Raw genomic sequence first — 15,085 nt, 5'->3', positions numbered from 1 at the left:
AGCAGGCTCGCGCCCGCAAGGCTAAAGAGAAGGGCGGATCAATTCCAGACTGTGGCGCACACCTGCCAGATAATCATCGATGCAGCGGATGATCAGCTCGCTGCGCCAGTCGTCGCGCAGGGCCATCAGCTCATCACGGGTCAGCCAGCGGGCGCGCACGATGCCTTCGTCGAGTTGGTAGTGCGGGTGGTGTTTCAGGGCCTTGGCGATGAAGCACACGCGCTGATAGGTCACGCCATTGCTGGGTGCGGTGTACAGGTAGATCCCGACGATGCCGGTGGCTTCCACGTCCCAACCGGTTTCTTCGAGGGTTTCACGCACGGCGGCCTCGGTCAGGGTTTCATGCGGGTCCAGGTGGCCGGCCGGCTGATTGAGCACGGCGCGCCCGCCCTTGAGCTCTTCGACCATCAGGAAGCGGCCGTTGTCTTCGACAATGGTGGCGACGGTAATGTGGGGTTGCCAGGTCATAAAGCGGCCTCAAGTTGGGGGTGGCTGGAGAAACCCAATCAAATCGGTGCTGGGCACAAACAGAAACCCCGGCACGGGGCCGGGGCTTCTTTGCATCCTTACAACCTTACTTCAACTTGGCAATCGCCGCGTTGAGGGTGTTGCTTGGGCGCATGGCTTTGCTGGTCAGCTCTGGGCTCGGCGCGTAGTAGCCGCCGATATCCACTGGCTTGCCCTGTACGGCGTTCAGTTCGGCAACGATGGTCGCCTCGTTGTCGCTCAGGGTTTTGGCCAGTTCGCCGAACTGCGCTTGCAGTGCAGTGTCTTCGGTCTGGGCGGCCAGGGCTTGAGCCCAGTACAGCGCCAGGTAGAAGTGGCTGCCGCGGTTGTCGATGTTGCCGACTTTGCGCGATGGCGACTTGTTGTTGTCGAGGAACTGGCCGGTGGCCTGGTCCAGGGTCTTGGACAGCACCAGGGCTTTCGGGTTGTTGTAAGTAACACCCAAATGCTCAAGGGAAGCTGCCAGGGCCAGGAACTCGCCCAAGGAATCCCAGCGCAGGAAGTTTTCTTCAACCAGTTGCTGCACGTGTTTCGGTGCCGAACCGCCGGCGCCGGTTTCGAACAGGCCACCGCCGTTCATCAGCGGCACGATCGACAGCATCTTGGCGCTGGTGCCCAGTTCCATGATCGGGAACAGGTCGGTCAGGTAGTCGCGCAATACGTTACCGGTCACCGAGATGGTGTCCAGGCCCTTGCGGGTACGCTCCAGCGTGAACTTCATCGCGTCGACCGGCGACATGATGCGGATGTCCAGGCCGTCGGTGTTGTGGTCTTTGAGGTAGGTCTGAACCTTCTCGACCACGACGCCGTCGTGCGCGCGCTGTGGGTCCAGCCAGAAGATGGCCGGGGTGTTGCTGGCACGGGCACGGTTGACGGCCAGCTTGACCCAGTCCTGGATCGGCGCGTCCTGGGTCTGGCACATGCGAAAGATATCGCCGGCTTCGACTTTCTGTTCCATCAGCAGGTTGCCCTTGCTGTCGGTGACGCGGACAACGCCGTCAGCCTTGACCTGGAAGGTCTTGTCGTGGGAACCGTACTCTTCGGCTTTTTTCGCCATCAGGCCAACGTTTGGCACGCTGCCCATGGTGGTTGGGTCGAAGGCGCCGTTGGCTTTGCACTCTTCGATCACCGCCTGGTAGATGGTGGCGTAGCAGCGATCAGGGATCACAGCCTTGGTGTCGTGCAGTTGGCCGTCGGTGCCCCACATTTTGCCGGAGTCACGGATCATGGCCGGCATCGAGGCGTCGACGATGACGTCGCTCGGCACGTGCAGGTTGGTGATGCCTTTGTCGGAGTTGACCATCGCCAGCGATGGGCGAGCGGCGTAGACCGCTTGAATGTCAGCTTCGATCTGCGCTTGTTGATCGCTAGGCAAAGCCTTGATGCGAGCGTACAGGTCGCCGATGCCGTTGTTCAGGTTGAAGCCGATCTGTGCAAGCAACGGGGCGTGCTTGGCCAGGGCGTCTTTGTAGAACTCGGCAACGATCTGGCCGAACATGATCGGGTCGGAGACCTTCATCATGGTGGCTTTCAGGTGAACCGACAGCAGCACGCCTTGTTTCTTGGCGTCTTCGATTTCAGCGGCGATGAAGCTGCGCAGGGCTTTTTTGCTCAGCACGGCGGTGTCGATAATCTCGCCGGCCTTTACCGAGGTCTTTTCTTTCAAGACGGTCGCAGTGCCGTCTTTGGCGATCAGCTCGATCTTCACGGCGTCAGCGGCTTCGATCTGTACGGCTTTTTCGCTGCCGTAGAAGTCGCCGTTGTTCATGTGCGCGACGTGCGACTTGGAGTCGGCAGCCCAGGCGCCCATTTTGTGCGGGTGCTTGCGCGCATAGTTCTTGACCGACAGCGGTGCGCGGCGGTCGGAGTTGCCTTCGCGCAGTACCGGGTTCACGGCGCTGCCCTTGACCTTGTCGTAACGTGCGCGGGTTTCTTTTTCCGCGTCGGTGGTTACGGTTTCCGGGTAGTCCGGCAGGGCGTAGCCCTGGGCCTGCAGTTCCTTGATCGCGGCTTGCAGCTGCGGGGTCGAGGCGCTGATGTTAGGCAGCTTGATGATGTTGGCTTCAGGCGTAACGGCCAGGTCGCCCAGTTCGGCGAGGTGGTCCGGGATAGCCTGGGTACCCAGTTGCTCGGGGAAGCTTGCGAGGATGCGCGCGGCGAGGGAGATGTCGCGGGTTTCCACAGCAATATCAGCGGAAGCGGTGAAGGCCTCTACGATAGGCAGCAGTGAATAGGTGGCGAGGGCTGGGGCTTCGTCGGTGAAGGTGTAGATGATCTTCGAGCGGGTGGGCATATTCGGATTAACTCTCTTCTTTGCTGAAAGCGTGCGCAGAAACTCGAGATGCGCCGGGTGGAGCGCGTTCGTTCAAAGTCATCCATGAGCGAAATGTCGAGGTTTCTTCGCGGTGATGTTGGGTTGCATCAGTCGAGCGTCAAGCGGGTGGGCTATTGTAATAGCCCTGCTTTCTGGCTGAAGGCTACTGTCTAGAGCGGTCAGCGGTCGTGACTCTTGGGTCAGCGGCGGCATTATACATAGGTCGCTATGCTTACGCCGAGCCTTCATACAAAAGGTGTGTCGTCCATTGGTCTAAAGGTCGCAGGGGCCCAAGTGCGACCAAAGTCGCACGATGTGCTCAAGATTGGCGATTTTGCCTTTGCTTTCAGGCTTGTAGGCGACTAAATATGCTGTTTTCGATGCAAATGAGCATGGCGCGAGGTTTCAGTCGCCATTTATCTGGAGTAGGCTCGAACGCAGCCAGATGTTCAATCCATAGATGGAGTTCAGCATGGGATACAAGAAGATTCAGGTTCCGGCAGTCGGCGACAAAATCACCGTCAATGCAGACCATTCTCTCAATGTTCCTGACCAACCGATCATCCCTTATATAGAAGGCGACGGTATTGGCGTCGACATCAGCCCGGTGATGATCAAGGTGGTCGACGCAGCTGTTGAAAAGGCCTACGGCGGCAAGCGCAAAATCTCCTGGATGGAGGTTTACGCCGGCGAGAAAGCGACTCAAATCTACGATCAGGATACCTGGCTGCCCCAGGAAACCCTGGATGCGGTCAAAGATTACGTGGTTTCCATCAAGGGGCCGCTGACCACACCGGTCGGTGGTGGCATTCGTTCGCTGAACGTGGCCCTGCGCCAACAACTCGACCTGTATGTTTGCCTGCGCCCGGTGCGTTGGTTTGAAGGCGTGCCCAGCCCGGTCAAGAAACCTGGCGACGTCGATATGACTATCTTCCGTGAGAACTCCGAGGATATTTACGCCGGTATCGAATGGAAGGCCGGCTCGCCGGAAGCGATCAAGGTGATCAAATTCCTCAAGGAGGAAATGGGCGTCACCAAGATCCGTTTCGACCAGGATTGCGGGATTGGCATCAAGCCGGTCTCCAAAGAAGGCACCGAGCGCCTGGTGCGTAAAGCCCTGCAATATGTAGTGGATAACGACCGTGATTCGCTGACCATCGTGCACAAAGGCAACATTATGAAGTTCACCGAAGGTGCCTTCAAAGAGTGGGCCTACGGTATCGCCGAGAAAGAATTTGGTGCGACCTTGCTCGATGGTGGCCCTTGGATGCAGTTCAAGAACCCGAAGACCGGCAAGAATGTGGTGGTAAAGGACGCTATTGCTGATGCCATGCTCCAGCAGATTCTGCTGCGTCCGGCCGAATATGACGTGATCGCCACCCTTAACTTGAATGGTGACTACCTCTCCGATGCCCTGGCGGCGGAAGTGGGCGGTATCGGTATTGCGCCGGGTGCCAACCTGTCGGATACCGTGGCCATGTTCGAGGCCACCCATGGCACCGCGCCCAAATACGCAGGCAAGGACCAGGTAAACCCGGGTTCATTGATTCTGTCGGCAGAAATGATGCTGCGGCACATGGGCTGGGCCGAAGCGGCTGACTTGATCATCAAGGGCACCAACGGTGCCATTTCGGCTAAGACCGTGACCTATGACTTCGAGCGCTTGATGGAGGGTGCCAAACTGGTGTCGTCGTCAGGTTTCGGTGATGCGTTGATCTCGCATATGTAAATAAAGCAGGCGCATGAAAAAAGGCCCTTCCACTTGAGTGGAAGGGCCTTTTTTTCATTGCAAACTGCATGCTCGTCGGCGGATCAGGCCGTTTGTTTCTTTTCGTTAAGAGTGTGCAGGGTTGCCGGTTTGAGAGCTTCTTCAGGTTTTTCGGGTTTGAGCGCGATGCTCACCGCACCTATGTTCACGGCGTGCAGTCCTTTGGGGCCTTGAATGATCTCGAAGCTCACGGCTTGGCCGGCTTTCAGCGTTTTATATCCTTCCATTTGGATCGCTGAAAAGTGCGCAAAAAGGTCCTCTGTTTTGCCCTCTTCGTTTATAAAGCCATACCCCTTGGCATTGTTGAACCACTTGACCTTGCCGTTGATCTTGACGCCAGACATAACCATATCCCTCTGCACCAGACTCCATCACTGGAGTATCATCCAGTTTATCCGTCCTAACCCGAATAAATAAGGTTGACTGCGCGGACCTTTTTTACCCACTGTGGGCTCTATTGGTTGTAACACCGATTTGCCGATAGTCAAGGCGACCGTATAGTCAGAGTTGAAATTCCGGCAGGTCGCCCCCACCACTGTATTTGAACCACTGACGAACCTTTCTTTCCATGCATGCAAACAGCCAGATTCGACTAACATTCAATCAGGATCGCCCGGATCAGGAACATGACGAGGACGGCTCTGCAGGCATTGCTGTTCAGGAGGCGAAGCCCGCTCTACAGGCGCCGCCGATGTACAAGGTGGTTTTGTTCAATGATGACTACACACCGATGGATTTCGTGGTCGAAGTGCTCGAGGTGTTTTTTAACCTGAACCGCGAGTTGGCGACCAAGGTAATGCTGGCCGTTCACACAGAAGGACGGGCAGTATGTGGAGTGTTTACCCGTGACATCGCCGAGACAAAGGCAATGCAGGTCAACCAGTACGCCAGGGAAAGCCAGCATCCGCTACTCTGTGAAATCGAGAAGGACGGTTAACGCCGACCACTTGGGTATGAGGTGAAGCTATGTTAAACCGCGAGCTCGAAGTCACCCTCAATCTTGCCTTCAAGGAGGCTCGTTCGAAGCGTCATGAATTCATGACCGTCGAACACCTGCTGCTGGCACTTTTGGATAACGAAGCTGCCGCCACCGTTCTGCGTGCGTGCGGCGCCAACCTCGACAAACTCAAGCATGACCTGCAGGAGTTTATCGACTCCACTACGCCACTGATCCCCGTGCACGACGAGGACCGCGAAACCCAGCCAACCCTGGGCTTCCAGCGGGTATTGCAGCGCGCTGTGTTCCACGTACAGAGCTCCGGTAAGCGTGAAGTCACAGGCGCCAATGTGCTTGTGGCGATCTTCAGCGAACAGGAAAGCCAAGCGGTGTTCCTGCTCAAACAGCAGAGCGTTGCCCGTATTGATGTCGTCAACTACATCGCCCACGGTATCTCCAAAGTGCCTGGGCACGGCGATCATTCCGAGGGTGAGCAAGAGATGCAGGACGACGAGGGTGGTGAGTCTTCTTCTTCGGGCAATCCACTGGATGCCTATGCCAGCAACCTCAATGAACTGGCGCGCCAGGGGCGGATCGATCCGCTGGTGGGGCGCGAGCTTGAGGTTGAGCGTGTAGCGCAGATCCTCGCGCGTCGTCGCAAGAACAATCCGTTGCTGGTGGGTGAGGCGGGCGTGGGTAAGACCGCGATTGCCGAAGGCCTGGCCAAGCGCATTGTCGATAATCAGGTGCCTGACCTGCTGGCTAACAGCGTCGTCTACTCCCTGGACCTGGGCGCGTTGCTCGCCGGGACCAAGTACCGTGGCGATTTCGAGAAGCGCTTCAAGGCGCTGCTCGGCGAGCTGAAAAAACGCCCGCAGGCGATCCTGTTTATCGATGAGATCCACACCATCATCGGTGCCGGTGCGGCCTCCGGTGGGGTGATGGACGCCTCCAACCTGCTCAAGCCGTTGCTGTCGTCGGGTGATATCCGCTGCATCGGTTCGACTACGTTCCAGGAATTCCGCGGCATTTTCGAGAAAGACCGTGCCTTGGCGCGCCGCTTCCAGAAAGTCGACGTGTCCGAGCCTTCGGTAGAAGACACCATCGGCATTCTGCGCGGGCTCAAAGGGCGTTTCGAAGCGCACCACGGCATCGAGTACACCGATGAAGCGTTGCGTGCCGCTGCTGAGCTGGCATCGCGCTACATCAATGACCGGCACATGCCCGACAAGGCCATCGACGTGATTGACGAGGCGGGTGCCTACCAGCGCCTGCAGCCGGTCGAGAAGCGCGTGAAGCGCATCGACGTGCCTCAAGTCGAGGACATCGTGGCGAAGATCGCGCGTATTCCGCCAAAACACGTCAACAGTTCCGACAAGGAGCTGCTGCGTAACCTGGAGCGCGACCTCAAGCTCACCGTGTTCGGCCAGGATGCTGCCATTGACGCGCTGTCCACCGCGATCAAGTTGTCGCGTGCGGGCCTCAAGTCGCCGGACAAGCCAGTCGGTTCGTTCCTGTTCGCAGGCCCGACCGGCGTCGGCAAGACCGAAGCGGCGCGGCAGTTGGCCAAGGCCATGGGCATCGAGCTGGTACGCTTCGACATGTCCGAATACATGGAGCGTCACACTGTGTCGCGCCTGATCGGTGCGCCTCCGGGCTATGTCGGTTTCGACCAGGGCGGTCTGTTGACCGAGGCAATCACCAAGCAGCCGCACTGCGTATTGCTGCTCGATGAAATCGAGAAGGCCCACCCGGAAGTCTTCAACCTGCTGCTGCAGGTCATGGACCACGGGACCCTGACCGATAACAACGGGCGCAAGGCAGACTTCCGCAACGTGATCGTGATCATGACCACCAACGCCGGTGCCGAAACGGCCGCGCGTGCTTCGATTGGCTTTACGCATCAGGATCACTCATCCGATGCGATGGAAGTGATCAAGAAGAGCTTCACGCCGGAGTTCCGCAACCGCCTGGATACCATTATCCAGTTTGGTCGCCTCAGTCATGAGGTCATCAAAAGCGTGGTGGACAAGTTCCTTACCGAGCTTCAAGCGCAGTTGGAAGACAAGCGCGTGCAGCTGGACGTCACGGACGCGGCGCGCAATTGGCTGGCCGAAGGTGGCTACGACGCGGCAATGGGCGCTCGCCCAATGGCGCGACTGATCCAGGACAAGATCAAGCGGCCATTGGCCGAAGAGATCCTGTTTGGCGAGCTTGCCGACCATGGCGGCGTGGTGCACATCGACCTGAAGGACGGCGAGCTGACCTTCGAGTTCGAAACCACGGCTGAAATGGCCTGACAGCGGGCTGCAACAAAGCAAAAGGCGCCGAAAGGCGCCTTTTTGCTGTCTTGAAAACGATGGGGGTCAAATGTGGGGGCAGACAAGTCAGCTCCCACATTGACACCTGAGGTGTTTGGGAAATAGCGCGCACACAAAAACGCCCGGCAGAACCGGGCGTTTTGTATTGACTTGATTAACGAGCGCGGTAAGTGATGCGCCCTTTGCTCAAGTCATAGGGCGTCAGCTCGACGCGCACTTTGTCGCCGGTAAGAATACGAATGTAGTTCTTGCGCATCTTGCCGGAGATATGCGCGGTTACGACGTGCCCATTTTCCAACTCCACACGAAACATGGTGTTGGGCAGGGTGTCGACGACAGTGCCTTCCATTTCGAAGCTGTCTTCTTTCGACATGCAGTAAAGCCCTCGGTATCCAGTGAATGGCCCGGTGCAACTGCGCCAGGCAAAAGCGGCGTGCATTGTGCCCGAAAAAGGGTGTTTAAGCCAAGGGGTTCTAGTTAAGCGTTACCCATCTTTGATTAATTAGTAGCTCGATGGGCCGATATTGGGTCTTGTAGTTCATCTTTTTGCAGTTTTTGATCCAGTATCCGAGGTACACCGCTTCCAATTCCTGGCGCAGGGCTTCGCCGATTTGCCACAAGATCGCAAAGCGTCCCAGGCTGCGGCGTTCTTCGGCCGGCTCATAGAAGGTGTAGACCGCCGACAGGCCATTGGGCAGCAGGTCGGTTACGGCTACCGCCAGCAGGCGCCCGTCCAGGCGGAACTCGTAGAAGCGCGAGAAGGGCAGGTCACGCACCAGAAACGTCGAAAACTGATCGCGGCTGGGCGGGAACATGTCGCCGTCGGCATGACGTTGCTCGATGTAGCGCTGGTAAAGGTCGAAATATTCTTCGCTGAAATGCGGCTTGGTGGCGGTGATTGTCAGGTCGGCATTGCGCTTGAGGATGCGTTTCTGATTGCGGTCCGGCAAAAATTGCGCAACCGGGATACGTGCCGGCACGCAGGCATTGCAATTCTGGCAATGGGGGCGGTACAGGTGGTCGCCGCTACGCCGAAAACCCATCTCGGACAGGTCGGCATACACATGCACATCCATTGGCTGGCTGGGGTCGAGGAACAGCGTGGTGGCCTGCTCGTCGGGCAGATAGCTGCAAGAGTGGGCTTGAGTGGCATAAAACTTCAAGCGCGCCAGCTCGGTCATGATCAACCCTCGGGGTAAGCTTTGAAATAAGTGTAAGCCACGTGCGCGGATGTCGCCTAGGAAACCCACGGTCCAGAGCTGGGTTGGTCCAAATGGTTGTGCAAGAAAGCCGCGAACTCACTGCGCGGTATGGCGCGGGCGCCCAGGCTGTGCAGGTGGTCATTGGGCATCTGGCAGTCGATCAGCACGAAACCCCAGGCCTGCAACTGCCGGGTCAGTGTGGCGAAGCCGAATTTCGACGCGTTGTCGGCACGGCTGAACATGGATTCGCCAAAGAACAGTTGGCCCATCGCCAGGCCATACAGGCCGCCGACCAGCTCGCCCTGGTCCCACACCTCCACGGAATGCGCGTAGCCACGCTGGTGCAGCGCCAGGTAGGCGCTTTGGATGCCTTCGGTGATCCAGGTGCCATCGGCATAGCTGCGTGGCGCAGCGCACGCCTGGATGACGGCAGCGAAGTCCTGGTCGAAGGTGACGGTGTAACGCTGCTGGCGCAACAGTTTGCCAAGGCTGCGCGAGACATGCAGTTCGTCGGGAAATATCACCGTGCGTGGGTCCGGCGACCACCAGAGGATCGGCTGGCCTTCAGAGAACCACGGAAAGCAGCCGTGGCGGTAGGCCTGAACCAGCCGTTCGGCTGACAAATCGCCACCGGCGGCCAGCAGGCCATTGGGTTCACGCATGGCCTTGGCCAGCGGTGGAAAAGTCAGTGAGTCGCGTTGCAACCAGGTCAGCATGGCATCCAGGCTTACGGAAGGGGAGGGGAGTGGCGGGTATGTCACCTGCCGCGCGTGGGGTGATTATTGTCGACACAGCGCTGTGGGGCCAGCCCGAATCGGGTATTCATCAGGATTAGCGTGAGCGCGTGTTGCTGCAACTCTGCCCCGTACACGCGGTCGTAATCGGGTCTGGCGCATGCAGGCCATTTGCCAAGCTTGCCTGGATTGCTAAAAACAGCTCATAAGCCTTTGTCAGCAAAGACAATGCATGCTCAAATTGAACATGCTGTGACACTTCAATTGTCCAGGCGGCTGGCTGATAGGCAAGGGCGTGGCATCGCGGGCGCAAACCCGTACAATGCGGCCATTGTGGCGTTATCGCCATTTCACCCAGTCATCACCCAGTGTTAAAAGTAGATTCAACGACGTTCGTTCATTTTTCAGCTGCTCGGATTGAGCAGTAGTGTGCAGTCATTCAACGATGGACGCGCTAAAGGCGCAGGAAAAGACCCGTTTTGAAGAAATCCGCCGCAACACCTAAAGCAGCAGTCGTGCCGGCCTGGCGCCAGCACCTGCACTACCGACTCAAGGAAGGGGCGCTGATCGCCATCGGCGCCCTGTGCCTGTTCCTGATGATGGCCTTGCTCACCTATGGCAAGGACGATCCGGGCTGGAGCCACAACAGCAAGATCGAAGACGTGCAGAACTTCGGCGGGCCTGCCGGCTCCTACAGCGCCGATATCCTGTTCATGGTGCTGGGTTACTTCGCCTACATCTTCCCGCTGCTGCTGGCGATCAAGACCTGGCAGATCTTCCGTCAGCGTCACGAGCCGTGGCAGTGGAGCGGCTGGCTGTTCTCCTGGCGCCTGATCGGCCTGGTGTTCCTGGTGCTGTCTGGCGCAGCGCTGGCGCATATTCATTTCCACGCACCTACCGGTTTGCCGGCGGGCGCAGGCGGTGCGCTGGGCGAAAGCCTGGGCGACCTGGCGCGCAAGACCCTGAACATCCAGGGCAGCACCTTGATGTTTATCGCGCTGTTTCTGTTCGGCCTCACGGTGTTCACCGACCTGTCGTGGTTCAAGGTGATGGACGTGACCGGCAAGATCACCCTCGACCTGCTCGAATTGTTCCAAAGCGCGGCCAACCGTTGGTGGTCGGCCCGCGTTGATCGCAAACGCATGGTTGCGCAACTGCGTGAGGTGGACACCCGCGTCAACGAGGTGGTGGCCCCGAGCACACCGGACCGGCGCGAGCAAGCCAAGGTCAAGGAGCGCTTGATCGAGCGCGAGCAGGCCCTGAGCAAACACATGTCGGACCGCGAGAAGCAGGTGCCGCCCGTGATCGCCCCGGCGCCGCCCAAAGCCCCCGAGCCGAGCCATCGCGTACAGAAAGAGAAACAGGCGCCGTTGTTTGTCGACAGCGCCGTGGAAGGCACCTTGCCGCCGATCTCGATCCTCGACCCGGCCGAAAAGAAACAGCTCAACTATTCCCCGGAATCCCTGGCGGCTGTCGGCCACCTGCTGGAAATCAAGCTCAAGGAATTCGGCGTCGAAGTTTCGGTGGACTCGATCCACCCAGGCCCGGTCATCACCCGTTACGAAATCCAGCCGGCAGCTGGCGTCAAGGTCAGCCGCATCTCCAACCTGGCGAAAGACTTGGCCCGTTCCCTGGCCGTGACCAGTGTACGCGTGGTGGAAGTGATCCCCGGCAAGACCACCGTGGGCATCGAGATTCCCAACGAAGACCGTCAGATCGTGCGCTTCTCCGAAGTGCTGTCGACGCCGGAATACGACAACTTTAAATCCCCGGTCACCTTGGCCCTGGGCCACGATATCGGTGGTAAGCCAGTAATCACCGACTTGGCGAAAATGCCGCACTTGCTGGTTGCCGGTACCACTGGTTCGGGTAAGTCGGTGGGCGTGAACGCGATGATCCTGTCGATCCTGTTCAAGTCTGGCCCGGATGACGCCAAGCTGATCATGATCGACCCGAAGATGTTGGAATTGTCGATCTACGAAGGCATTCCGCACCTGCTCTGCCCGGTGGTCACCGACATGAAGGACGCCGCCAACGCCCTGCGTTGGAGCGTGGCCGAGATGGAACGCCGCTACAAGCTGATGGCGAAGATGGGCGTACGTAACCTGTCGGGCTTCAACGCCAAGGTCAAGGAAGCCCAGGACGCCGGTACGCCACTGACCGACCCGTTGTACAAACGCGAAAATATTCACGACGAAGCGCCGCTGCTGGTCAAGCTGCCGACCATCGTGGTGGTGGTCGACGAATTCGCCGACATGATGATGATCGTCGGCAAGAAGGTTGAAGAACTGATCGCACGTATCGCCCAGAAGGCACGTGCTGCCGGTATTCACTTGATTCTCGCGACTCAGCGGCCGTCGGTGGACGTGATCACCGGTCTGATCAAGGCCAACATTCCTACGCGCATGGCGTTCCAAGTTTCCAGCAAGATCGACTCGCGCACCATCATCGATCAGGGCGGCGCCGAGCAACTGCTGGGCCACGGTGACATGCTCTACATGCCGCCGGGCACCAGCCTGCCGATCCGGGTTCACGGCGCGTTCGTTTCCGATGACGAAGTACACCGTGTGGTGGAGGCCTGGAAACTGCGCGGCGCACCGGAATACAACGACGACATCCTCGCCGGTGTCGAAGAGGCCGGCAGCGGCTCCGACGGTGGCAGCGGCGGTGATGATGACGCTGAAACCGATGCGCTGTACGACGAGGCCGTGGCCTTCGTACTCGAAAGCCGTCGCGCCTCGATCTCTGCGGTGCAGCGCAAACTCAAAATCGGCTACAACCGCGCCGCCCGCATGATCGAATCCATGGAAAACGCCGGCGTCGTGACTGCAATGAACACTAACGGCTCGCGCGAAGTCATCGCCCCCGGGCAGATGCGCGACTGATCACGTGCCGCGTGGCAGCACGCGGCACGCCCTAACGACTCAATGAGGATTCCCATGCGTCTTATCCGCATGCTGTTGTTGCCAGCCCTGGCCCTGACCGCTGTTTCGGCTCACGCCGACCCCGCTTCCGTGGCCAGCCTGACCAACCTGTTGGACAAATCCAAGACCCTGACCGCGCGCTTCTCCCAGTTGACCCTGGATGGCGGCGGCACTCAGTTGCAGGAAACCGCCGGTGAAATGGCCGTGCAGCGCCCAGGCCTTTTCTACTGGAAAACCGACGCGCCGAACGAGCAGACCATCGTGTCCGACGGCCAGAAAGTCACCCTGTGGGACCCTGACCTGGAACAGGCGACCATCAAGAAACTCGACCCACGCCTGAACCAGACCCCGGCGCTGTTGCTGTCGGGCGATGTGTCGAAGATCAGCGACAGCTTCGAGATCACCTCCAAGCAAACCAGCAACGTGATTGAGTTCACCCTCAAGCCCAAATCCAAGGACACGCTGTTTGACAGCCTGCAACTGTCGTTTGGCAACGGTGTGATCAACAACATGCGCCTGATCGACAGCGTCGGTCAGCGCACCGATATCCTGTTCTCCGCGGTCAAGGCCAACGGCGTTGTGGATGCATCCAAGTTCAAGTTCGTCATCCCCAAGGGTGCCGACGTGATCCAGGAATAACCTGCCGAGAGGTTTCAAGCGCTGCCCATGGATTTGTTTCGAAGTGACCCGATTGCTCAACCCTTGGCCGCGCGTTTGCGTTCGACCAACCTGGATGAGTACGTCGGGCAAGAACACCTGCTCGCTCGCGGCAAGCCTCTGCGCGAAGCCCTGGAGCAGGGTGCGCTGCACTCGATGATTTTCTGGGGGCCGCCGGGCGTGGGTAAAACCACCCTGGCGCGGCTGCTGGCGAAAGTCTCGGATGCGCACTTCGAAACGGTGTCGGCCGTGCTGGCCGGGGTCAAGGAGATCCGCCAGGCAGTGGAAGTCGCCAAGCAGCAGGCCGGGCAATACGGCAAGCGCACCATCTTGTTCGTCGACGAAGTGCATCGCTTCAACAAGTCGCAGCAGGATGCGTTTTTGCCCTATGTCGAAGACGGCACGCTGATCTTTATCGGCGCTACCACCGAAAACCCCTCGTTTGAACTCAACAACGCTTTGCTGTCGCGTGCCCGTGTCTATGTGCTCAAGAGCCTGGACGAAGCGGCGATGCGCAAGCTGTTGCAGCGTGCGTTGAGCGAAGACAAGGGCCTGGGCAAGCGCCAGTTGAGCCTGAGCGACGAAGGCTTCAAGATTTTGCTGAGCGCCGCCGATGGCGACGGTCGGCGCTTTCTCAACCTGTTGGAGAACGCTTCCGACCTGGCCGAAGACAACAGCGAGATTGGCGTCGACCTGTTGCAAAGCCTGCTCGGCGACACTCGCCGGCGCTTCGACAAGGGCGGCGAAGCCTTCTACGACCAGATATCGGCGCTGCACAAATCCGTACGCGGCTCCAACCCCGACGGTGCGTTGTACTGGTTTGCGCGGATGATCGACGGCGGCTGCGACCCGCTGTACTTGGCGCGCCGCGTGGTGCGCATGGCCAGCGAAGACATCGGCAACGCCGACCCGCGCGCGCTGAGCCTGTGCCTCGCTGCCTGGGAAGTGCAGGAACGCCTGGGCAGCCCGGAAGGCGAGTTGGCGGTGGCCCAGGCCATCACCTACTTGGCTTGCGCGCCGAAAAGCAACGCGGTGTACATGGGCTTCAAGTCGGCTCTGCGCGCCGCCGCCGAACACGGCTCGCTGGAAGTGCCGCTGCACCTTCGCAACGCCCCGACCAAGCTGATGAAGCAGCTGGGCTACGGCGACGAATACCGTTATGCCCATGACGAGCCGGACGCCTATGCCGCCGGCGAAGACTATTTTCCCGATGAGCTGGAACCACAGCCGTTCTACCAGCCGGTGCCCCGTGGCCTGGAACTGAAGATCGGCGAAAAGCTCAATCACCTGGCTCAACTCGATCGCCTCAGCCCCAAACAGCGGAGAAAGTAGTGCTCAAGACGATTCTTGCCGTGTCCGTAGCTGGCATCGCTGGTACATTATTGCGTTTCGCCACCAGTACGTGGGTGAGCGCCAACTGGCCAAAGCATTTTTATGCGGCGACCTTGGCGGTCAACTTGGTGGGTTGCTTGATTATCGGGCTGTTGTACGGCTGGTTCCTGTTGCGCCCGGAAGTGCCGATTGAGATTCGCGCCGGCTTGATTGTCGGCTTTGTAGGCGGTCTGACGACCTTTTCATCCTTTTCACTGGATACGTTGCGCCTGCTGGAAAGCGGGCAAGCTCTGGTGGCCTTCGGGTACCTGGGCATCAGCGTGTTCGGCGGGCTGCTCGCCACCTGGGCCGGCCTGTCCTTGACCAAACTTTGATAAACGAGAGACCGA

13 protein-coding genes are annotated in these 15,085 nt (G+C 59.0%); 7 read left to right on the top strand and 6 right to left on the bottom strand.

Translation table 11 applies throughout. The features are described from left to right. Positions 1 to 21 precede the first annotated feature (21 nt). Both KZH41_RS18520 and KZH41_RS18515 read right to left on the bottom strand, forming a co-directional pair. Positions 22 to 468: an NUDIX hydrolase gene (locus KZH41_RS18520; protein WP_242150602.1), complete on the bottom strand. Its 447-nt coding sequence runs from the start codon at positions 466 to 468 to the stop codon at positions 22 to 24. A 106-nt stretch (positions 469 to 574) separates the two neighbouring features. After that, positions 575 to 2,800: an NADP-dependent isocitrate dehydrogenase gene (locus KZH41_RS18515; RefSeq protein ID WP_242150599.1), complete on the bottom strand. Its 2,226-nt coding sequence runs from the start codon at positions 2,798 to 2,800 to the stop codon at positions 575 to 577. A gap of 493 nt (positions 2,801 to 3,293) precedes the next feature. Here KZH41_RS18515 and icd point away from each other — a divergent pair, with 493 nt between their 5' ends. After that, the gene (icd, locus tag KZH41_RS18510) at positions 3,294 to 4,550 is read left to right on the top strand and encodes an NADP-dependent isocitrate dehydrogenase (RefSeq protein ID WP_263273445.1); all 1,257 of its coding nucleotides are present in this window, start codon (positions 3,294 to 3,296) and stop codon (positions 4,548 to 4,550) included. 83 nt (positions 4,551 to 4,633) lie between these two features. Here icd and cspD read toward each other — a convergent pair whose 3' ends face one another. Then, complete coding sequence (cspD, locus tag KZH41_RS18505; RefSeq protein ID WP_318654890.1) at positions 4,634 to 4,933, bottom strand: cold shock domain-containing protein CspD; 300 nt, start codon at positions 4,931 to 4,933, stop codon at positions 4,634 to 4,636. A 224-nt stretch (positions 4,934 to 5,157) separates the two neighbouring features. On the opposite strand from cspD, the gene clpS reads away from it, so the two are divergent. Next, positions 5,158 to 5,526: an ATP-dependent Clp protease adapter ClpS gene (gene clpS / locus KZH41_RS18500; RefSeq protein ID WP_060755656.1), complete on the top strand. Its 369-nt coding sequence runs from the start codon at positions 5,158 to 5,160 to the stop codon at positions 5,524 to 5,526. Between the two features lie 29 nt (positions 5,527 to 5,555). After that, positions 5,556 to 7,826, top strand: coding sequence for an ATP-dependent Clp protease ATP-binding subunit ClpA (gene clpA / locus KZH41_RS18495; protein ID WP_094950631.1), 2,271 nt, complete (start codon positions 5,556 to 5,558; stop codon positions 7,824 to 7,826). Positions 7,827 to 8,001: 175 nt separating this feature from the next. Here the strand turns inward: clpA and infA are convergent, their stop codons facing one another. The 3 genes from infA to aat form a co-directional block, all read right to left on the bottom strand. Beyond that, positions 8,002 to 8,220 carry a translation initiation factor IF-1 gene (infA, locus tag KZH41_RS18490; protein WP_002553999.1) on the bottom strand — a complete coding sequence of 73 codons (219 nt, stop codon included), beginning with the start codon at positions 8,218 to 8,220 and terminating at the stop codon, positions 8,002 to 8,004. Between the two features lie 100 nt (positions 8,221 to 8,320). After that, positions 8,321 to 9,028, bottom strand: coding sequence for an arginyltransferase (locus tag KZH41_RS18485; RefSeq protein WP_242150595.1), 708 nt, complete (start codon positions 9,026 to 9,028; stop codon positions 8,321 to 8,323). 56 nt (positions 9,029 to 9,084) lie between these two features. Next, positions 9,085 to 9,765 (bottom strand): leucyl/phenylalanyl-tRNA--protein transferase, encoded by a 681-nt coding sequence (gene aat / locus KZH41_RS18480; RefSeq protein WP_094950633.1) that lies wholly within the window; start codon positions 9,763 to 9,765, stop codon positions 9,085 to 9,087. Between the two features lie 497 nt (positions 9,766 to 10,262). Between aat and KZH41_RS18475 the strand changes: the two genes are divergently transcribed. From KZH41_RS18475 to crcB, 4 genes are read left to right on the top strand one after another with little or no spacing between them, the layout of a single operon-like run. Beyond that, complete coding sequence (locus KZH41_RS18475; protein ID WP_263273444.1) at positions 10,263 to 12,668, top strand: DNA translocase FtsK; 2,406 nt, start codon at positions 10,263 to 10,265, stop codon at positions 12,666 to 12,668. 54 nt (positions 12,669 to 12,722) lie between these two features. Then, positions 12,723 to 13,346 (top strand): outer membrane lipoprotein chaperone LolA, encoded by a 624-nt coding sequence (gene lolA / locus KZH41_RS18470; RefSeq protein WP_094950635.1) that lies wholly within the window; start codon positions 12,723 to 12,725, stop codon positions 13,344 to 13,346. Positions 13,347 to 13,373: 27 nt separating this feature from the next. Then, positions 13,374 to 14,696 carry a replication-associated recombination protein A gene (locus KZH41_RS18465; RefSeq protein ID WP_094950636.1) on the top strand — a complete coding sequence of 441 codons (1,323 nt, stop codon included), beginning with the start codon at positions 13,374 to 13,376 and terminating at the stop codon, positions 14,694 to 14,696. Next, positions 14,696 to 15,070: a fluoride efflux transporter CrcB gene (gene crcB, locus KZH41_RS18460; protein ID WP_034120232.1), complete on the top strand. Its 375-nt coding sequence runs from the start codon at positions 14,696 to 14,698 to the stop codon at positions 15,068 to 15,070. The genes KZH41_RS18465 and crcB overlap by 1 nt, the downstream gene beginning before the upstream one ends. Positions 15,071 to 15,085 lie beyond the last annotated feature (15 nt).

The organism is Pseudomonas sp. YeP6b (genome assembly GCF_025642995.1).
In the GTDB taxonomy this organism is placed as follows: Bacteria; Pseudomonadota; Gammaproteobacteria; order Pseudomonadales; family Pseudomonadaceae; genus Aquipseudomonas.
This window is presented reverse-complemented; position numbering and strand designations above follow the sequence as displayed.